Source organism: Microbacterium dextranolyticum, assembly GCF_016907295.1.
In the GTDB taxonomy this organism is placed as follows: Bacteria; Actinomycetota; Actinomycetes; order Actinomycetales; family Microbacteriaceae; genus Microbacterium; species Microbacterium dextranolyticum.
In genome coordinates this window covers 1,132,545-1,151,567 of sequence record NZ_JAFBBR010000001.1, presented here as the reverse complement: position 1 = coordinate 1,151,567, position 19,023 = coordinate 1,132,545, and the positions used below count along the sequence as shown (strand labels likewise).

The following is a 19,023-nucleotide window of genomic DNA, read 5'->3' as shown; positions in this document are numbered from 1 at the left end:
GGTGACGATTACGACCCGAGGGATCCGCCCGGCGCCGACGGCGCCGGGCGGATCCCGCCGCCGCGCGCGGCGGCGCTATGATCGCGAGCAGGTGCTCACCGCCGCGTTGTTCCTGACGCCGGCGCTCTGCGTGCTCTCGATCTTCGTCCTCTACCCCATCGTCTCCGCGGGCTACATCAGCCTGACGGCCTGGAACGGCTTCGACCCGGTAAAGGAGTTCATCGGGTTCGGCAACTACGTCCGACTGGCTCAAGATCCGGAGTTCTGGAACAGTCTGCTGGTCACCGTGCTCTATGCCGCGGGGGTGTGCGTCTTGAGCGTCGTGACCGGTCTGACGGTCGCCCTCCTCCTCGACGCACCTCTGCGCGGTCGTGGCATCTACCGCGGCATCTACTTCCTGCCGGCCGTCACATCGTCGGTCGCCGCGGCGATCGTGTGGCGCTACATGCTCGATCCGTCCGGCTTCGTGAACGCGCTCCTGGCTCAGGTCGGGATCGACGGGCCCGACTGGCTTCAGGACCGGTGGCTGGCGCTCGGCGCGCTGACGCTGCTGACGGTCTGGAAGAACATCGGGTTCAACGCCGTCCTCTACCTCACGGCGATGCAGGCGCTTCCTCACGGCATCTATGAAGCCGCGCAGCTGGACGGCGCCTCTGCCCGGCAGCGACTACGGTTCCTCACCATCCCGCTCCTGTCACCGATGACGTTCTTCGTCGTCGTACAGGCCCTCATCACCAGCTTCCAGGCCTTCGACCTCGTCTACGTGCTGACCGAGGGAGGCCCTCGCGGCGGCACCGACGTGCTCGGGATGTTCATGTACCGCACGGCCTTCCGGTTGGGAGACTTCGGGTACGGCACGGCCATCGCGTTCGTCACGCTCCTGCTGGTCCTCGGCGTCACTCTCGTGCAGTGGCGTGTCAGCGGCTCGGGGAAGGACTCGCGATGAGGCAATCGCTCGGTACACGCGCGGCCCGTCACCTCGTCTTGATCGTCGGTGCCGTCGTCGTGGTCGTGCCCTTTCTGTGGATGTTCACGACGTCGCTGCTCAGCCGCGCCGAGACCTACACCAACACCTCGATCCTGCCGACGTCGTGGCATTGGGAGAACTACGTCAAGGCTTGGCAGGCCGCACCCTTCGCGCAGTACTACCTCAACAGCATCGTGATGACCGTAGCGATCGTTATCGGGCACCTCGTTCTCGACGCTCTCGCTGCGTACGCGTTCGCCCGTCTGCGCTTCCCGCTGCGCAACACGCTCTTCGTGCTCCTGCTGGCGATGCTGCTGATCCCGACATTCGTCACCGTCATCCCGGCGTACGCGATCGTCGCGGATCTGGGATGGATCGACTCGTACGCGGGGCTGATCGTCCCGCGGTTGGCGGATGTCTTCGGCATCATCCTGTTGCGGCAGTACTTCTCGACGATCCCGGTCGAGCTCGAGGATGCGGCGCGCATCGACGGGTGCAGTCGCGTCGGAACCTTCTTCCGCATCATCGTCCCGCTGTCCACACCGGCGTTCGCCACGTTGGCGATCTTCAGCTTCCTCTTCGCCTGGAACGACTTCCTCTGGCCGCTGCTGGTCACAAACACCGACGAGTTCCGGACGATCCAGATCGGTCTATCCTCTTTCGTCGGCCGCTACGGCACCAGCTGGAACTACCTCATGGCGGGCACGCTCACGGCGACCATCCCCGCCATCGTGGTGTTCCTCGTCTTCCAGCGCGCGCTCGTGCGCGGCATCTCCACCACAGGACTCAAGGACTGACCATGACCGCTCCCGACTGGCTCGCCGACGCCGTCTTCTATCAGATCTTCCCCGACCGCTTCGCCAACGGGGATCCTTCTCTCGACCCGCCCGACGTCGTCCCGTGGGAGACGGAGCCGACCCGCGACAACTTCTTCGGCGGTGACCTCGCCGGCATCCGTGCGCACCTGGACCACATCGTCGCCGTCGGGGCGAACGCGATCTATCTCACGCCGATCTTCGAAGCGCGCACCAACCATCGCTACGACGCCGTCGACTACTTCCGGATCGACCATCGCCTCGGTGACCTCGACGCCTTCCGTGCGCTCATCGACGAGGCGCACGCCCGCGGCATCCGCGTGGTGCTCGATGCCGTGCTCAACCACTGCGGCGACGGCCATTGGGCCTTCCAGGATGTCGTGCGGCGCGAGGCGGGGTCCCCGCACGTGAACTGGTTCTCCGTCGAGGGATTCCCGGTCCGCGTCGAGCCGGACCGTCCCAATTACCGGACGTGCTCCGGCTGCTGGTACCTGCCGAAGTGGAATGCGTACAACCCCGAGGTCCGCGCGCACCACTTCGATGTCGCGCGGTACTGGATCGACCAGGGGATCGACGGCTGGAGGCTTGATGTCCCGTACTTCATCAATTCGAGCTTCTGGCGAGAGTTCCATCGCGTCGTGAAGGAACGGGACGACGACCTCTACATCGTCGCCGAGGAGTGGCGCGAGCCGGAGCAGTGGCTCACGGGCGACCTCACGGACGGGACGATGAACTACACGCTGCGCGATCTGATTCTCGGGTTCACCGCTGACCGCAGCATCGACGCCTTCACGTTCGCTGAGGGGATGAACCGCCTCCGAGCGCGCATCCCGGAGGGATACCATCGCGGAATGCTCAACCTGCTCGGCAGCCACGACACCGAGCGCTTGTTGACGCGACATGCAGGTGACGAGACAGCGACACTCGGCGCTCTCTCCCTCCTGTTCTCCGCGGAGGGCGCGCCGATGCTGTACTACGGCGACGAGATCGGCATGCGTGGGCAGAACGACCCGGGATGTCGAGCGGGCATGGTGTGGGAGCGAGCTCGTTGGTCGACGGTCCTGTTCGAGGGCGTCGGCGCACTCGCGCGACGACGAGCGGAGTGGCCGGCGCTGCGACGCGGGACGCAGCAGGTCTCGGCGCTGGATGCCGACACGGTCCTCGTGTCGCGGCTCTGGGAGGATGAGCAGGTGGCGACGATCGTCCATCGCGGGCAGGGGGTCGTCGTCGATACGACAGTCCACCCCGAGCTGCGTGGAGATGACGCCTGGACCGCCGACAGCGACGTCTCGACCGCGTCCTGGCGTGTACCCGCACAGGGTGTCGTGATGGCGCGTCGCGCGCTGCGTGGAGCAGCCGCATGAAACGGCGTCCGACGATGCAGGACGTCGCGGACCGCGCCAAGGTCTCGAAGTCGGCCGTGTCGTTGGCGTACAACGACCCGCGAAAGCTCTCGGAGACGACGCTCGGGAACATTCGAGCGGCGGCGGCGGAACTCGGCTACTCGCAGGATCCGGCCGCGCGCATGCTGCGTCGGCGACGGACGGACAGTCTCGGTCTCCTCCTGCCGCAGCAGCTCGATCGCGTCCTGGAGAACCCGTACTACACGCTGTTCATGCAGGGCATCGGGCAGGTCTGTCAGCGGGAGGGCTTCACTCTGCTGCTGGCACCGCCGCTGCGGGGATCCATGCTCCGAGCCATCCCCTACGCGGCTGTGGACGGCTTCATCGTCTGCGGACTCGAGTTCGATCGCGGAGAGGTGACGGCGTTGCAGCAGCGCGGAGTGCCCTTCGTCCTCGTCGACAGCGAGGATCATGACGGCGTGTCCAGCGTGGACATCGACGACGGAGCCGCGATGGAGGAAGTCGTCGACTATCTCGTCGGTCTCGGCCATCGCCGGTTCACGTTCGTCGCCTTCGAGACGGATGCCGAGGGCGGCCCCGCGTCCTGGCGCGGCGCCGTCCGGCAACGCCTCGACGGGGCGATGCGTGGACTGCGCAAGGCCGGCATCGACCTGTCCGATGACGGCATCGAGGTCGTCGAAGCGCCCAACACGCGTGCGGGCGGAGCATCGGCGTTCCGTCGCGCCTGGGGGGCATCCCCCCGACCGACCGCCGTCGTCGCGTTCAGCGACATCCTCGCCGTGGGGGTGCTGGACGGCGCCCGCGAGGCGGGCGTATCGGTTCCGGCTCAGCTGTCCGTCTCCGGGTTCGATGACCTCATCGAGGCCGGGTGGACGCGCCCCGCACTCACCACGGTGCGTCAGCCGATCGTCTCGAAGGGTCGGCTCGCTGCCGAATATCTGGTCGAAGCCATCGCGGCATCGGAGGGCACGAGCGTCGATGCGCATCGGCGGAGGTTGAGCACTGCTCTCCTGGTCCGTGACTCCACGGGCCCAGCGGCCAGCGCATAGGAACGACGGCTCACGGCAACCGTGACGGGTCGGTCGGCACCTGCTGACCTGGCTCCGTGAACTGCCGGCCCAGGTTCCGCACGTCAGCCGTCTGGCCGTTCTGCGGGCATGGAGCCCGCAAGACGATGACGTGGCTCCCCGGCATGCGAAAGGCGTGCCGATCAGCGAGGTGACTGAGCAGGTGCTCTGCGGCCTGAAGGACGACTCGCTGTTGACCATCGACTACCCGCGCACCGCCTGAGCGCCCCGGCCTCCCGGACGGCACCGACTACAACGACGGTCCGACTCGCTGTGCTCCCATGCGGCGCGGGCGTTCCTGGTCGGGTTGTTCAGTCTGGGCGAGGCTCTGCGCCCGGTCGAGCGCGGCGCGGGCACGGGCAGCGTCGAGCTTCTGCGTGTCGGCTTCAGCGGGTGCCCCGAGCGGTGCCGACCCGGTGATGCCGTAGCGATCGCGGTAGGCAGCGATGGTGCGCGCGGCGTTCCGCCATGCTTGGGCCGCTCGTGCCCGCTTCGGCTGCACGCCGAGCTTCGTGATCCACTCGTGCTTCTCGGTGAGCGCGGTGTCGAGGAGGACATCGGCCCGGGACTCGATGAGGTCACGTCGCTCGGTCAGCGCCTGCCGCATCTCGGAAGGCACGGTGCCGGTGGCTTCGGGGATGAGGCCAACGATCAAGCGTGGTGCCTCCGCTGATGGACAGTCGCGAGATCGCCGCCTACCTCAAGGTGTCCGAGTCGACCTTGTCCCGGTGGCGTTCGGCCGGTCAGGGGCCGCCGTTCCTGCGGCTGGGCGGGATCGCCCGGTACCGCATCGACGCGGTCGATGCCTGGCTGGCCGGCCTGGAGCACGACAATGCCCCGGAAGGCTGAACCGCTTCCCCAGGCACAGCCGAAGCCTGTCCCGCCGGTCGGCGTGCGGATCTCCACCGATCTGGAGCGCCGCTCCTACGGCATTCGCGCCCGCGCCCGGTGGACCGATCCGATCAGCAAGCGCCGCGTGATCCGTTCGGAGATCGTGCCAGACGAGGCCGCCGCGCATGTGTTCTTCGACTCGTTGCGGCAGTCCGTCGCGAAGGGCATGGACGTGTCCATGACCCTGACCGAGTTCGTCACCGCGATCGGCGACAGATGGGCACGGGGATTGGACCCGACCTCGACCGGGGAGACCTACGGGTACGGGCTCAAGCTCCGCGTGCTGCCCGCGCTCGGGCACCTGCCCGTCACGCAAATCACCGCCGGGATCATCGACCGCACCATCGACGCCTGGGAGAAACGCCACGGGGCCTCGACCATCAAGAACTCGATCGCGCCGCTGGTGCGTGTGCTCGACGAGGCCGTTCGGGACGGGCTGATCGCGATCAACCCGGCGAAGAACCGCGCCAAGCGCAGCCTGAACCGCAACGCCTTCCGCCTCCAGCCCGCGGAGGACACTTCCCCACGTGCCCATGCGATCCCGGACATGGGCACGCTGACGAGACTCGCTGAAGCCTGCGGGAGGATTCACCAGTCCTACTCTGACTTCGTCATGCTCGCAGCGCTCCTCGCAGCGCGTTCTTCCGAGGTCTCGGGCCTCCAGGCCGGTGACGTCCGGTTCGACAAGAACATCGTGGTGATCGCCCGGCAGACCTACCCCGGCAAAGGCGGGCTTATCACGAAGCAGACCAAGGGCCGCAGAGAGCGCCGGGTCCCGATCCTCGACCCGCTCCGCCCGATCCTGAAACGCCTCGCGGAAGGCAAGGAGCCCGAGGACCGGCTGCTGGTCGGCCCGAAGGGCGGCGCGCTCACGACCGCGACGGTGCGGGACGCGACGAACTGGGACCAGATCGTCAGCGATCTTGGTTTGCCCGATCTCACCCGGCACGGCCTCCGGCACACCGGCGCGACCTGGATGGCGGATGCAGGCATCCCGCTTCACGTCCTCCAGGACATCCTCGGACACGCCTCCGTGGAGACCACACGCGGATACCTGCACCCCGACGACCGCCACCTCGCATCAGCCGCAGAGCAGGCCAACGCCTTTCTTGCCCGATCCGCCAAAGCCAGCAGACCGAGCCGGCGCGAGACCTCGAGGTCACTGTGACGGGTAGCCAGGAGCCACGATCGGAGGCTCTGGTCCCCTTTTGGTCCCCTTATCCACAGGCGACGGCCTCCAGAAAGCCAGATACGCCCTCCGACGTCTGTGAGCCGGCATCAATGCCTTGGCGAGGGGACCAAAGGGGCTCTTCGCAGTTGAGGGTGTAGTCGAGGGTCGGCGGCTGGTTCGCGGATAGACGTCGAGGTCTTCCAGGATGGAAGTTCTCACACTGCCCATCTGCCGGAAGACCTCGACTTGCACCACCCTACGTTCGCGACCCCTGACCTCACCACGTTCTGCCGTCTCGATGAGCTCGGCCTCGAAGCCATCGGCCAGTTGATCGAGCCCGACCGGGCGGTACTCGAGTGCCGCGTCGTTGACGATGACCCGTGGTGTCGGAAGTGTGGCGCCGAGGGCGTGCCGCGCGACACCGTGACGCGTCCGCTCGCGCACGAGCCGTTCGGTCACCGGCCCACGACGCTGCTGGTGCGGGTGCGCCGCTACCGGTGCGGCCACTGCCGCCGCACCTGGCGGCAGGACACGACGAACGCGGCGGCGCGGCGGGCGAAGATCTCCCGCGGCGGGGTCGGGTGGGCGCTGAAGGCGATCGTGGTCGACCACCTCACCGTCTCCCGCGCCGCGGCAGGCCTGGGGGTGTCGTGGCACACCGCGAACACCGCGATCCTCGCCGAGGGCAAGCGGCGGCTGATCGACGATCCGGCCAGGTTCGACGGCGTCACCACGATCGGCGTCGACGAGCACGTCTGGCGTCACACCCGGTTCGGTGACAAGTACGTGACCGTGATCATCGACCTCACGCCCGCCCGCAACAAGACAGGTCCCGCACGGCTGCTGGACATGGTCGAGGGCCGGTCGAAGCAGGTATTCAAGGAGTGGCTCGCCGCCCGGCCTGCGGAGTGGTCGAGCCGGATCGAGGTGGTCGCGATGGACGGGTTCTCCGGGTTCAAGACGGCCGCGGCCGAAGAGCTCCCCGACGCGGTTCCGGTGATGGACCCGTTCCACGTCGTCCGCCTGGCCGGCGACGCGCTCGACCGGACCCGGCAGCGCGTCCAGCAAGACACCCTCGGGCACCGCGGTCACGCCGGCGACCCGCTCTACGGGGTCCGCCGCACCCTCCACACCGGCGCGAGCTTCCTCACCGAGAAGCAGACCGCGCGGCTCGACGCGGTGTTCGCCGCCGAGGAGCACGTCGAGGTCGAAGCGACCTGGGGCATCTACCAGCGCATCGTCGCCGCCTACCGCGAACCCGACAAGAACAAGGCGAAGGAGATGATGCGGGCGGTGATCGATTCCGTCAGCAGTGGCGTCCCCGCGATGCTGGCCGAGATTTGCCGGCTCGGTCGGACGTTGAAGCAGCGCGCCGCGGACGTCCTCGCGTTCTTCGACCTGGCCGGCACGAGCAACGGTCCGACAGAGGCGATCAACGGCCGACTCGAGCATCTCCGCGGCTCCGCGCTCGGCTTCCGCAACCTCGCGAACTACACAGCCAGGAGCCTGCTCGAGGCCGGAGGTTTCAGACCCTCCCTACACCCTTGATTCCGAAGAGCCACCAAAGGGGGACCAACAAAAACCCGTCGGAAGACATGACAAAGCCCTGATGAAAATGGCTTCTCATCAGGGCTTTTTTGTCGGGCTGACAGGATTTGAACCTGCGACCCCCTGACCCCCAGGCGTCCAAAGAGGCCGCTCGGCCTCGCTTTCCGCGTAGTTCTGCGGCTCAGGAGCCCTCATCGCGCGTCATGGATTGCATGGTTTGCATGGTTGTGGTCCCCTTCTGGTCCCCCTACCGAAGCATGGCCTGTCGGACGATGGTCTCAAACTCCGCATCGACATCATCTGCTGAGAGCAGGTTCTCTAGTTGAGCGCGATCGATCATCACAACGCAGATGTCCTGCGTCGAGAACCGTAGCTCTTGCATCCGGGCGTCATCGGTGAAGCCACCCAGTGACACCAACACCGCGATGCGCGCGGTCCCCCGTTTGGTCTGAAGCTTCGTGATCAGCGTGGAGACCATCGGCTGGGATGCCTTGTCCGACCGGTTCTTCGCTTCGACGAGAATGAACGGGACTCCGGACTTCTGCCAGACTCGGGAACTAAAGTTGTCGATCTGGAGAACCAGATCGATCTCCTCCGTCTCGTTCCGGTAGTTGCGCTCGACCACCTTCAGATCACGTATCTGAGCGAAGGTGAACGCGAGCAGAGCCTCCAGCCGTCGGCCTTTCTCCTGTGACGTTCCGTCGCCGATGCGCGACCAAACGACCTTGGCGACGCCCCTCCGGAGCTCCGGCGAAACTGGCACCTCGACGTCCGCAAGCGCAACGAGAACGGACTTGGCGTCGAGTTGCCTAGTCGTGACATAGTCGTCGAGCACGATCACATCCGCGTCAACGCCGACCAGCAGTTCCACAAGCTCCGGCTTGAACAGGGTGGCAAGGTTCAATGCCAGAGTTGGCCTGATGCCCCGCTCCGCGGCAAGACCGAGGCGATCGCGCACGTATCGCGGAAGTTCATCCTGCAGAAATACGTACAGGAGTCGCGTGCCATCATTCGAGACCGCATTGGGCTTCCAACGTTTGCTTCCGAGGTCCAGCTCCGTGTCTTCGACCCAGTCCTGTCCTTTGGTGTTCGCGTAGATCCGTGCCGCTGCCGCCTCAACGTCAGCGACACCTACAGGCTTTCCTTGGGATGGTTCGTCGACGATCTCTTCCACGAGCGCGCCCTCTACCTCAGCCGTTCTGCTCATCCGCGTCGATCAGCGCCGTGACCTGTTGAATGAGTTCGCGTCCGAGACGGCGTACCTCGTCGTGGTCCGATGTGCCGGCCGTCTTCGTCAGCAGCCGCGCAAACACCGCTACCATCGTCGAAGTGCGACGTCCGAGCTTGTCGACCTCTACCATCATCTGGACGGTCTCTTCGTAGGCGTCGTCGATCGTCGCCTCAGGCTTCTCGATTAGGTCGCGAATTGAAGTGTCGAGAGTCGAGCTACCAGTGCCATTCGACTCTGCATCTTGAGCCGCGAACTTAATGATCGGCGAGACCTTACGTAGGCTGACCGTGTCCGTGATCACCTGATCGAGGCGCTTTTGAACGAAGGCGCTGCTTACGCGATCCTCGCCGTACTCGTCGAGGATCGCGGGTCGATTGTTGCGCAGGGCATCGATGACGTTCTTCTTCAACTCCCAGAAGAAGTTGAGAGGGATCGTCTCATCGCGGATGTAATCCTGCCATTGGTCTGGCAACGTAACGACATAGCGGAGTTGGCGCACGCGTTCGATAGACAAGCCTGTGAGGTCGCGCAGCTCGTTGTCATTGGGTTCCTGGCCGCTCGATTCTTTGATCTCCTCGGCAAGCCTTTGGAGGGCTTTCGCCGTCGGAATATCGCGCCAGGGCTCCCGAATAAGGTGGATGTTGAACATCTGCTGGAGCACTTCGCGCTCGCTGCGTTCGGTGGTGATGAGAGCAGGGATTTTGCTGTGGCCGAGATCACGGGCACAGCGGAAGCGGCGTTCCCCGTCGACGAGAACGTACTTGTTGTCCTTGGGATAGACGACGATGGGAACGAGCACGCCCTCAAGGTCGATGGAGTCGGTGAGCCTGTCCAATTCGTCTTGCGGAAAGTCAAGGCGCGGGTTCTGGGCGTTGGGAACCACATCGGAGACGTTCAGCTCGCGTAGCTCCGCAGTGACATTCTGGGGCGCAGTAGTTTGCGTTTCTGCTTCAGACGAGACAGACATAGAGATTCTCCGTTGCCGACTTCTTGGATGCGCCCGTGGAGGCACCCATCGTTGAGTGATTCGCGTTGTATGACCGAGTCTGCACGTTGCCGAAGTACTGACGGGCTATCTCGGGAACCGTTACGCCCGCATCATCGAGGAGTCCGCTCGACGGATAGCTGATGACCAAAGGGACACGCATGCGAGAGACGTTACGGCAGAGGTCATGGAATGAGGCAACAACAGCAGACTTCAGCGAAAAGCCGGTTGTGAATCGATCCGACCGGTTTCGGCCAGCGCCACTAGAGTCCGGAAAATCGTAGCGATAAAGCGTTTCGTACATGTGGTAGTACCGGCTGTACTGATCCTTCGTGTACGGCGGATCTGCATACACCGTGCCGATATCGCGAAGCTCCCCCGCGCTTACAAGGTCGAGGGCATCCCCAACGTAGACGGAGTTATCTCGCCGCCAGGACTCTGTGCCAACCTGGGAAACCGTGTCGAGCGCCAGAGTGAACTCGTCCCAGATTGAACGCGTCCATGTGCGGACAATTCGAGTGTGTGCCGAATCGGAGTTCGGGCGAAGGAATTGAGCAGTGTGCCCGGGCGCATTGACGAGAACGGATGTTGCGGCGATCCAGGCTGCCAACATCCAGTCACGATCTTCCAGGTGCGAGTCCGCATCGATTGCCGCGCGCGCGGCGTCCAACTGAACAGCCTGGCGGAGGCTGAGATATCCAGCGGAGAAGTACAGGCTCGCCAGGGCGTAGTGGTCTGATCCGCTCGACTCCGCGGCAGCCTTCGCGGTGCGTCGCTGCGCAGTGGAGTTTCCGACGTGCTGCGCCTTGTCCATGTAGTTGAGTAGGTCTGTACGTGAACCTTCCAGCGCTGTAACCTCGCTATTCAGCTCAGTCGCATACACCAATTCCAACTCCCGACGCCGTGCTTCGTATGCCGGCTTGAGTCGCTTGATCACATCCGCCGAGGTAGTTTCGCGATCTGAACCCGTGAAACGCGCGCGCGACAACGCGGCGGTGAAGCTCATCGCATCGTTGGTAACAACTGACGCTGTTTCTTGCAGGCTCTCAGCTACGCTCCCCATGCCAGAGAACAGGTCAACCACACGTCCCGCGGGTTCCAGCTCAGCGATGGCGTCGCGTACATGGTCCGCCATATGGCGCTTCGTACCCATGTATCGAACAACCACGAACGCCTCCTCTCGACGGAACCTCCGCTCTAACCGTATCGGCCACCGCAGACAGCACCTGCGGGACTCGCCGGTCGTCCTGGCAGCGGCTGAGTCCTACACGGTGTACTGGGCCTGACACGGGCGTTTCCGCTCTGCCGAGCGGGCACGGGCGAGCTGGACGAGGCTCGCCGGACCGATCCAGATGAACTTGAGAGCGGTCCAGATGAACAGCAGGACGAACAGGTAGAGCCACCCTGGCCCGCCGTCGTTGATGATCGCGGTGCAGATTGCGGCGGCATAGAGGTAAGGCAGGGCCAAGAGCATCGCGGGGACGCCCCATCTCAGGCCTCGTCGAGTGCGGATCGCGTCGAGGAGGAGGTTGGTGGGAGCGTAGCGGAGCAAGCCGTAGACGCGTGCGCTCAGGGCCAGGAACAGGCGAAACATAGCGGGCCTCTCGTCATCGTCATAGCGCGACGACCTCGCGTCGCGGAGGCAGCTATGAATGAGCGCCCGTAAGGGGCCGTCCCGAAGGACCCGCAGAGTTGAGAACCTGCCTCGACTTCAACGATACGGCGGGGCTGCGACGAGCGGAACCCCTGTCGGTGGCGTCGCCGGAGCGCACCTCATCGGTGACCTGGGAGCGGAAGGACACCGATCATGGCGATGTTGGAAGAGCAGGTGCAGGGCGAGCGGATGGCGCGGATCGTGCTGTCGATGATCGCGGAGCCGGACGACCCGATCACGGGCTACATCCTGGCGCGGCACGGTGGCGTTGCCACGCTGGGCCTCGCCGAGTCCGACCGCGAAGTGACCGGGCTTGCCCGCGCGGACCTGCTTCTGTGGCGCGAGCATCTGCGAGCGCGGATCGCACCTGATCTGCTGGATCGTGTCGCTGAGGCGCAGCAACGAGGGTCCGGCATCCTGATCCCGACGGATCGGGAATGGCCCGCAGGGTTGGATGGCCTGGGCGAGCGCGCCCCTTACCTAATGTGGACAGCGGGTGCGTCGTCAATTCTGACGGCGGCGTTGAGTGATCGGGTCGCGATCACCGGTGCCCGTGCGTCCAGCGGCTACGGGGAGCATGTCACGCGCGAACTGGCGACGGGCCTCGCCGATGAGCAGCGGGTGGTTGTTGCAGGCGGCGCTTACGGCATCGAAGGAGCTGCGCACCGTGCCGTTCTCGCAGCAGCGGGCCGGCCGATCGCCGTGCTCGCGACGGGCCTGGATCGACGGTACCCAGCTGGGCACAGTGAACTCTTGGACCGGGTCGGGGATGCCGGTCTGTTGGTGAGCGAGTTGCCTCCTGGAACCGCGCCGACCAAACACCGGTTCGAGGCTCGCAATCGGCTGATGGCTGCGCTTTCGGGCGCCGTCATCGTCCCGGAAGCCGGAGTACGATCCGGCTCGCTGACGACCGTGCGCAATGCCCGAGGTCTTGGGCGGGGTGTCGGTGCGGTGCCCGGCCCTGTGACCAGCGTCGTCAGCGCCGGCCCGAACGAACTCATCAAGCAGGGGCTCGCGTCCGTCATCACCCAGGCCAGCGACGTCATCGCGCTTCTCGACGCAGACGTGACAGCTCACGACGCGACGAACCGTTCCGGACTTGGCTGGGAGCGCCGGGTCGATCGTTCAGTCCCCGAAGTGCCGCCTCGCTCGATCTAGCCGATGTGCTTGGTCCGGCACCGGCACCGGCACCGTACTACATGGCGAGTCGGACCGACCGTCCTCAGAGGCGCAGGCCGCGGTCTGCGACCTGCGCTACTTGGCGTGCAGGCTCAGACGACGTGCCCGCGGTGAGCGCACTGAGCGCGGCTTCGGCGCGTGCACGGTCAATCTTCTGCCTGGTGCTCTGCGGGGCCGACCCGAGCGGAGTTCGATCGTCGGTGATCTGGTAAAGGTCCCGGTAGGCGGCGACGATGAGGGCGGCCCTCCGCCAGGCTGCCCCCGACTTCGCGCCCTGCGGTTCCGGGCCGAGCTGGGTCGTCCAATGAGCCTTGTCGATAAGCGCGCCGGTGAGTACGGCGTCGGCGCGAGTTTCGATCAGTTGGCGGCGCTCATCCAAGGCTTGGCGCATGTCGTCGGCCATCGGCCCGTCCGCGTATGGGATGAGCCCTGCGATGAGCCGAGATTGCCTGCGGGTGCGGCCAGACCCGGCAGGCCGCGCAGTCGCGCGAGCGACACGAGCATGAAGCACCGAAGCGATGTCGTCGGCATCTTCAAGTCCGCGTGCTGCGATCAGGCGCGGCAGCAGAGCGTCAAGGTCGTGGTGGTTGGCCTCGGCGTGCCGCAGTTCGGCTGACAGGGCTGGGTAGGCGTCGGAGTCGAGCACGGCATCGACCTGCCCGCCGGTAAGTCCGGCGGTGGCGAGGAGCGTGGCCCAGCGGTCGTGTTGGGCGGCTTGGGCGATGGTTTCGTACTCGGCGGCGAGCTGGCCGATGTTGCTCCACCGTTCCTGCTCGGCGGTGATCGCTTCGTGCGCCGACAGCTCAGCGCCGATGTGCTGGATCACGCCGTAGAGCACCGACCGGGCGGTGGCATCGGGGTTGTCGCTGGGGTGCGGCACGCCGTGGCTGTCGTCAGGCCGATCCAGGACGACATAGGCATAGTTCCCGGCCGCGCCGCGGGTCATGGCGACGTAGAAGTTCTCCCGCGTCGTCGTCGCGGTGGCGATGACGTGCGCGGTATCGGTGGTCACGCCTTGCGCTCTATGGGCGGTGATGGCGTAGCCGAGGTCGAGGTGTTCGGCCACGTAGTCGGCAGGCAGGACGATCCCGCCACGGAGCCGGCGGCCGACGGGGCGGATGCTGACCGATCCATCCGAGTGGACGCTGCTGACGGTCCAGCGGTCGCCGTTGCGGACCCAGGATCGGCCGTTGCGTAGGCGGCGGTCGTTGTGGCGGGTGATGACCAGATCGCCCTCGGACACCGCGGTGCCGTCATGCAGCCCGACTTCACGGGTGCCGTGCACGGTGCCGTCGATGATCCTGTCTGCCCGTGCCCGTGTGTTGAGGGCGGTGACGGTCTCGTGGGTTTCGGCGACGAGGATCGACGCGCGCCCGGCGGCGAGGTCGCGCAGCCACGCGCCGTAGGCGGCGTCGATCATGGCTTCCTGTTCGCCGCCGGTGATGCGGTCGTGGCCTGCGAGGGTGTCGATTGCCTCGGGCCGGCCGTGGCGGAGCTGCAGCGATGTGGACTTCTCCCACTCGTGCGTGAAGCGGTGGATGTCGAGCAGTTCGGGGGTGTCGTCGCGGGCGTGGACGAGCATCGAGAACGCGCCGCCGGCGTCGACCGATTGGAGTTGCCCCCAGTCACCGACCAGCAGGACTTTCGTGTCGGCATGTTCGGCTTCGGCGGTGATTCGGTCGAGGGAGGCGGTGCCGGCCAGGGATGCCTCGTCGATGATGACGAGCTGGCCGGCCTCGAACGTGGTGCCGTGCATGAGGTGGTTCTGCCACCACTTCGCCGTGCTCTCGGTCGTGATGCCCAGATCGTCCGCGAGGACCTGCGCCGCGACGGCGGATGGTGCTAGGCCGACGACGGAGCCGGGTCCGTGCTCCTTCTCCCATGCGCAGCGGAGCGCGTTCATGGCGGTGGTCTTGCCTGCGCCGGCGGGGCCGACCAGCACGTCGAGGGTACGGCCGGAGACGGCGATCGCGGCCAGGGCTGCGGCTTGATCCTCGCCGAGCATCCGACCTCGCGGGTCGGGGCGGCTCGTGATCTGCTCGACCGTCTCCAACCCCACCACCGGCCCAGCGAGAGAGCCGGCGCGGGCAAGGAGCCGGTCTTCGGCGGCGAGCAGAGCTTCGGACGAGAACAGCACCGCGGCGTGCGGCCGGAACCGTGAGGTGCCATCGGGCCGGCGGAACTGCACCGGGCTGGACGCGAGTTCGGGCGGAGTCAGGCGGAGCGAGGCTTGTTCGGCGGCATCGACCACGAGCCCGGTGATCGCCTCCCGATCCAGCATCGAGGCGAACCGCCAGCCCATCAACTGCCGGGAGGCTTCGGCGTGCAGGTTCCAGCGCGTCCACGTCGACCGCTTCTCACTCGCGACCGCCATCACCGACAGACCGACCTCGCGCACGACATCCAGCGGCACGTCATCGGCCCGCAACACCCGAGCCGGTGCGTCCGTTACCTGATGGGTGAGGGTCCGTGCCCAGCCGGTCGCATCCTGTCCGAGCACCCGGCCGGCGCGCTCTCGCCATTGGCGGGTCAGGTCTGCGAGCGAGTGGATGTGCTTCTCCGGCCGGGTCGCCAGGGTGGCCTGGGCGCGGAGCTTCAACACGATCCGGGCGGAGGGCTGCCGGCCGTGCGTGGCGACGTACTCAGCGATGAGGCGGTCTTTCTCGGCCTCGATGTGCCGTGACCGGGTGGAGAACTCAGAGATCAGCGATTCGGTGACGCCGACGAGTTCCCAGGCGGGGTTGCGGTCCCGGCCTCGGTCGCGGGTCTCCCACTCGATGCCGATTGTGCGGGTGAGCTGGTCGGCCAGGGCGGCGTTGTAGAGCTCGGAAACCGCGACGACCGCGGCGTGCATCGGACGCCCCGCGAGCGCGCGCCATTTGCCGTCTTGCGCGGTCTTGACCTTGTTGCTGATGACGACGTGGGTGTGCAACTGCGGATCGCCCGCCCGGGAGTCGTAGTGGTCGAACGCGGTTGCGGCGACGCCGAGGACATCGACGTGTGCAACCGTGCCCTCGGGGCCGTCCGCGCCGACACGGGTGACTGCAACCTCGCCTTCAATGAACACAACCAGCTCTGCAACCGCCGCATGATGCGCGTCCGCGATCAACGCTTGCGTCCCAGCGTCAGCGACCGCCCACAACGCCGACACGCTCTTGGGAACCGAGAAGGTGAAGTCGAACCCCGCCACCGCACGCCGGGTGCCACGCTCGGTTTCCTCGGCCTCGATCCGCGCCGTCTCGACCGCCCGCGCCGCCGGCCCCAAACCGGCGTCGAGGGCCTTGACGCGGCGTTCGATCCGCTCGGCCACGGGCGCGAACGTCGGGTACGCCTTGCCGAGCGGGTCACCGGTGATCGGATCACGACCCGACCCGATCAGCAGCTCAAGTTGTGCCTCAGACACTTCCGAACCGGCCGTCAACTCGCCGTGCCCAAGAGCAGCGAGGCCCTGGCCGATCCAGAACCCCGGCGGGTTCCCCGCCTCGGCGTAGTAGCGCGTCAACGGCGTCGAGAGGGAGCGATCACCGTCGCCGGCCGCGACCGAGCGGAGCAGGTACTTGTAACCATCACCAGCCGTCATCACGCGCATCGAAACCGTCATCAGCAGCCTCCTTCCCGTGCCCGCAAGGTGGGCCGGAAGCCGCCGCTGCCGACCGCGATAATGCGCGGTCGCGCCTCTACAGAAAGACGTGTGGTGGCTCAGATGGGGCTGGGCGGGTCCGGTGGGACGCGGTCGGCAGTTCGTCAACGTCGCGGTGCTCGAAGGTGCGCGGGGCGCGGATCGCCTCGGCGCGCCACGGATCGACGGATCGCGATTTCGGAGTGCTCGTGCACCTGCCCGGTGACCAGCCCGGCAACGACATCGCTCATGAAGTCCGGCCGGGGATCACCCATCGGCCGGAGCCCTCATGCACGACCCCACCCAGCGCGACCGCCCGCTCAGAGTCGGGTCGCTGTTCTCCGGCTACGGCGGACTCGACCTCGCCGTCGAACACACCCTCAACTCTGAGACCATCTGGTTCTCCGAGAACAACCCGCACGTGTCCCGCGTCTTCGCCCACCACTGGCCCGAGATCCCAAACCTTGGCGACATCACCGCCATCGACTGGCAGGCAGTGCCACCGATCGATGTGCTGTGCGGCGGGTTCCCCTGCCAAGACGTATCGACCGTGGGCAAACGGGCCGGCCTCGCACCCGGCACCCGCTCCGGACTCTGGTCGCACATGGCCGCCGCCATCGACGCACTACAACCCGCCCTCGTCGTCATCGAGAACGTACGCGGCCTCCTCTCCTCACCGGCGATCCGCTCACCCTTGGAAGGAGACGACGATGAGCAACGCAACCCCGACGATGCAACCCCCGCCCCTGCAACCCTTCGCGACCTGGAACCCGACCTGTGGAGTCTGGGAGACAGCGCAGCTCGACCTCTCCGGGCGGCCGGCGCCGTACTCGGCGATCTGGCCGACCTGCGGTACGACGCGCAATGGATCGGCCTACCAGCGTCCCTTGTCGGCGCTCCTCACCAACGGCTTCGCATCTTCATCCTCGCCCGGCGCACAATTCCGGACTCCGCTGGCCACGGACTCGACCCGTGGCGGCGAATCCCTGGATCAAGTGCGGGCCAGACGAGGAACGATCGCACTCTCACACCAGATCATCGACCTCGCGCTCAACGGACCGACTGGCTCGCGGAACAAGCGCAGCGAGTCGGAGACGCTGTGGTCGCTGATCGAGAACATCTTCGACGCTGGGGACGCTACGCCGACGCCATCGCCCAGTGGGAACACATCACCGGTTGCGCCGCACCCGCCCCGGCCCTCCTAAGCGATCAAGCGGGTCCACGGCCGGAACCGGCATTCGTGGAATGGCTCATGGGCCTTCCAACCGGCTGGGTGACCGACCCCGCGCACGGACTGACGGCGAACCAGCTGACCGCAGCACTCGGCAACGGTGTCCTTCCCTTGCAGGCAGCGGTTGCACTCCGGCAGCTCACATAATGTCCAGTCCATCTGTGCATCGCCTTCGTCCCGGTTCTGCCGCCGAATCACCGAAGTACTGGATCGGCAAGAACTCTTCCGACATCGCCATAGCCTCTTGCTGGCAAGCGGCCGTCTTCGGGTCTATCAGCGGCTCTTCGGGAAGGCTCGGCGCGTCGAGGGCCGGTTGAGGAGTACTGCGACGGCCGCGATAGTAATGCCGACAACACCCTGCTCGACCTTCATCCAGATCGGGTAACCGGTGTCGGGCGCAACGAGGATGAGCACGATCCCCACTGGGGCGAGGATCGAGATCCATCGCATCCGGGTGTAGGCGCGGTAACTGCCTCGGGCAGCGGCTTTGGTGACGAAGACGAAGATCACGCTCGCAACCGCGACGACGGATCCGCGAAGCCAGACGACCCAGTTGACCTCTGCGGGATCGACGATCGCGAGGATCGCGGCGGCGACCAGCGCAAGGACGGAGACGGCGGCGCACAGCCACCACAATCGGGCGACACTTCTAAAGGTGGAGCGGGTCTGCTCCGTGTGGTTGGCGATCAGCGTCATGATGCTCCTTCGGGGCGGGTGGCTCGGTGATACAGCGCGACGATCTCCGTGATCGCCGCTTCGGTGGTGTAAGCGTCTGTGGGCATGGCGACGGCGAATGCATCGATCGTGGCCCGGATCGAGCGTGCGACGACGAGCGAGTCGAATGCACGGAATTCCCCAGCTTGCTGCCCCTGGGTCAGCAGCAGCGAGAGCAGCAGCGCTGAGGTGTCCTCACGCAAAGAGTTGTCAGCGTGAGGCGCGTTCTGAATGACGGCGATGACGGCGCGCGCTGCGAGCCGGTTGTTCGCGAGATAGTGCAGGTTGGTGCCGATGTAGGCCGCGAGCTTGCCGCGCCATGTGCTCTCGGCCTCCATGGCAGGCACCATCACCGCGGCGGCCTGCTGGACGACCCGTTCAACGACGGCCTGCATGAGTGCTGCCTTGTCGGCGAAGTGGTACGAGATCATCCGGGTGCTGCTGAGCCCTGCGGCCTCGCGGATCCGAGCGAACGATGTGGCGGTGAAACCCTGCTCGGCCAGCACCCGGATGGTCGCGTCGACGATCTCACCTCGGCGCTCCTCGGTGGATCGGTAGCTGCGGGTAGCTGGTGTCATACGTCCATA

17 protein-coding genes are annotated in these 19,023 nt (G+C 66.1%); 9 read left to right on the top strand and 8 right to left on the bottom strand.

The annotated features are described in order from the left end of the window. Nucleotides 1–91: 91 nt before the first annotated feature. The 4 genes from JOE64_RS05170 to JOE64_RS05155 are packed head-to-tail and all read left to right on the top strand — an operon-like array spanning nt 92 to nt 4,195. Nucleotides 92–946: a carbohydrate ABC transporter permease gene (locus JOE64_RS05170; protein ID WP_307821479.1), complete on the top strand. Its 855-nt coding sequence runs from the start codon at nt 92–94 to the stop codon at nt 944–946. Further along, the gene (locus tag JOE64_RS05165) at nt 943–1,764 is read left to right on the top strand and encodes a carbohydrate ABC transporter permease (RefSeq protein WP_204963260.1); all 822 of its coding nucleotides are present in this window, start codon (nt 943–945) and stop codon (nt 1,762–1,764) included. The genes JOE64_RS05170 and JOE64_RS05165 overlap by 4 nt, the downstream gene beginning before the upstream one ends. A gap of 2 nt (nt 1,765–1,766) precedes the next feature. Continuing rightward, entirely contained in the window at nt 1,767–3,146 is a 1,380-nt protein-coding gene (locus JOE64_RS05160; protein WP_204963259.1) for a glycoside hydrolase family 13 protein, read from the top strand. Then, nucleotides 3,143–4,195 carry a LacI family DNA-binding transcriptional regulator gene (locus tag JOE64_RS05155; protein ID WP_204963258.1) on the top strand — a complete coding sequence of 351 codons (1,053 nt, stop codon included), beginning with the start codon at nt 3,143–3,145 and terminating at the stop codon, nt 4,193–4,195. The genes JOE64_RS05160 and JOE64_RS05155 overlap by 4 nt, the downstream gene beginning before the upstream one ends. Before the next feature lie 268 nt (nt 4,196–4,463). Here the strand turns inward: JOE64_RS05155 and JOE64_RS05150 are convergent, their stop codons facing one another. Next, nucleotides 4,464–4,868 carry a hypothetical protein gene (locus tag JOE64_RS05150; RefSeq protein ID WP_204963257.1) on the bottom strand — a complete coding sequence of 135 codons (405 nt, stop codon included), beginning with the start codon at nt 4,866–4,868 and terminating at the stop codon, nt 4,464–4,466. Nucleotides 4,869–4,870: 2 nt separating this feature from the next. Between JOE64_RS05150 and JOE64_RS05145 the strand changes: the two genes are divergently transcribed. From JOE64_RS05145 to JOE64_RS05135, 3 genes are all read left to right on the top strand, one after another. Next, entirely contained in the window at nt 4,871–5,062 is a 192-nt protein-coding gene (locus JOE64_RS05145) for a helix-turn-helix transcriptional regulator (protein ID WP_307821477.1), read from the top strand. Continuing rightward, nucleotides 5,016–6,272 carry a tyrosine-type recombinase/integrase gene (locus JOE64_RS05140; RefSeq protein ID WP_307821476.1) on the top strand — a complete coding sequence of 419 codons (1,257 nt, stop codon included), beginning with the start codon at nt 5,016–5,018 and terminating at the stop codon, nt 6,270–6,272. Before JOE64_RS05145 ends, JOE64_RS05140 begins: the two co-directional genes overlap by 47 nt. A 249-nt stretch (nt 6,273–6,521) precedes the next feature. Next, nucleotides 6,522–7,823, top strand: coding sequence for an ISL3 family transposase (locus JOE64_RS05135; RefSeq protein ID WP_204962472.1), 1,302 nt, complete (start codon nt 6,522–6,524; stop codon nt 7,821–7,823). A 247-nt stretch (nt 7,824–8,070) separates the two neighbouring features. On the opposite strand, the gene JOE64_RS05130 is transcribed toward JOE64_RS05135, so the two are convergent. The 4 genes from JOE64_RS05130 to JOE64_RS05115 form a co-directional block, all read right to left on the bottom strand. Beyond that, nucleotides 8,071–9,030: a restriction endonuclease gene (locus JOE64_RS05130; RefSeq protein WP_204963256.1), complete on the bottom strand. Its 960-nt coding sequence runs from the start codon at nt 9,028–9,030 to the stop codon at nt 8,071–8,073. Next, entirely contained in the window at nt 9,014–10,021 is a 1,008-nt protein-coding gene (locus JOE64_RS05125; RefSeq protein ID WP_204963255.1) for a ParB/RepB/Spo0J family partition protein, read from the bottom strand. Before JOE64_RS05125 ends, JOE64_RS05130 begins: the two co-directional genes overlap by 17 nt. Further along, the gene (locus JOE64_RS05120) at nt 10,005–11,207 is read right to left on the bottom strand and encodes a DNA adenine methylase (RefSeq protein ID WP_271202577.1); all 1,203 of its coding nucleotides are present in this window, start codon (nt 11,205–11,207) and stop codon (nt 10,005–10,007) included. Before JOE64_RS05120 ends, JOE64_RS05125 begins: the two co-directional genes overlap by 17 nt. A 96-nt stretch (nt 11,208–11,303) precedes the next feature. Then, nucleotides 11,304–11,633, bottom strand: coding sequence for a sulfate permease (locus JOE64_RS05115; RefSeq protein ID WP_204963254.1), 330 nt, complete (start codon nt 11,631–11,633; stop codon nt 11,304–11,306). Between the two features lie 213 nt (nt 11,634–11,846). Here JOE64_RS05115 and JOE64_RS05110 point away from each other — a divergent pair, with 213 nt between their 5' ends. After that, nucleotides 11,847–12,851, top strand: coding sequence for a DNA-processing protein DprA (locus JOE64_RS05110; protein WP_204963253.1), 1,005 nt, complete (start codon nt 11,847–11,849; stop codon nt 12,849–12,851). A 64-nt stretch (nt 12,852–12,915) separates the two neighbouring features. Here the strand turns inward: JOE64_RS05110 and mobF are convergent, their stop codons facing one another. After that, nucleotides 12,916–16,473 (bottom strand): MobF family relaxase, encoded by a 3,558-nt coding sequence (gene mobF, locus JOE64_RS05105; protein ID WP_204963252.1) that lies wholly within the window; start codon nt 16,471–16,473, stop codon nt 12,916–12,918. A gap of 307 nt (nt 16,474–16,780) precedes the next feature. Here mobF and JOE64_RS05100 point away from each other — a divergent pair, with 307 nt between their 5' ends. Then, on the top strand, nt 16,781–17,869 hold the full coding sequence (locus tag JOE64_RS05100; RefSeq protein ID WP_204963251.1) for a DNA cytosine methyltransferase: 1,089 nt from the start codon (nt 16,781–16,783) through the stop codon (nt 17,867–17,869). 126 nt (nt 17,870–17,995) lie between these two features. Here JOE64_RS05100 and JOE64_RS05095 read toward each other — a convergent pair whose 3' ends face one another. Continuing rightward, on the bottom strand, nt 17,996–18,418 hold the full coding sequence (locus tag JOE64_RS05095; protein WP_204963250.1) for a hypothetical protein: 423 nt from the start codon (nt 18,416–18,418) through the stop codon (nt 17,996–17,998). Continuing rightward, nucleotides 18,415–19,014 (bottom strand): TetR/AcrR family transcriptional regulator, encoded by a 600-nt coding sequence (locus tag JOE64_RS05090; RefSeq protein WP_204963249.1) that lies wholly within the window; start codon nt 19,012–19,014, stop codon nt 18,415–18,417. The genes JOE64_RS05095 and JOE64_RS05090 overlap by 4 nt, the downstream gene beginning before the upstream one ends. Between the last annotated feature and the right edge of the window lie 9 nt (nt 19,015–19,023).

Bases quoted from the DNA above. Each gene is read 5' to 3' on its own strand.
- JOE64_RS05165 (WP_204963260.1), top strand. From the start codon at position 943: ATGAGGCAATCGCTCGGTACACGCGCGGCCCGTCACCTCGTCTTGATC.
- JOE64_RS05160 (WP_204963259.1), top strand. From the start codon at position 1,767: ATGACCGCTCCCGACTGGCTCGCCGACGCCGTCTTCTATCAGATCTTC.
- JOE64_RS05155 (WP_204963258.1), top strand. From the start codon at position 3,143: ATGAAACGGCGTCCGACGATGCAGGACGTCGCGGACCGCGCCAAGGTC.
- JOE64_RS05140 (WP_307821476.1), top strand. From the start codon at position 5,016: ATGCCTGGCTGGCCGGCCTGGAGCACGACAATGCCCCGGAAGGCTGAA.
- JOE64_RS05130 (WP_204963256.1), bottom strand. From the start codon at position 9,030: ATGAGCAGAACGGCTGAGGTAGAGGGCGCGCTCGTGGAAGAGATCGTC.
- JOE64_RS05125 (WP_204963255.1), bottom strand. From the start codon at position 10,021: ATGTCTGTCTCGTCTGAAGCAGAAACGCAAACTACTGCGCCCCAGAAT.
- JOE64_RS05115 (WP_204963254.1), bottom strand. From the start codon at position 11,633: ATGTTTCGCCTGTTCCTGGCCCTGAGCGCACGCGTCTACGGCTTGCTC.
- JOE64_RS05110 (WP_204963253.1), top strand. From the start codon at position 11,847: ATGGCGATGTTGGAAGAGCAGGTGCAGGGCGAGCGGATGGCGCGGATC.
- mobF (WP_204963252.1), bottom strand. From the start codon at position 16,473: ATGACGGTTTCGATGCGCGTGATGACGGCTGGTGATGGTTACAAGTAC.
- JOE64_RS05100 (WP_204963251.1), top strand. From the start codon at position 16,781: ATGCACGACCCCACCCAGCGCGACCGCCCGCTCAGAGTCGGGTCGCTG.
- JOE64_RS05095 (WP_204963250.1), bottom strand. From the start codon at position 18,418: ATGACGCTGATCGCCAACCACACGGAGCAGACCCGCTCCACCTTTAGA.
- JOE64_RS05090 (WP_204963249.1), bottom strand. From the start codon at position 19,014: ATGACACCAGCTACCCGCAGCTACCGATCCACCGAGGAGCGCCGAGGT.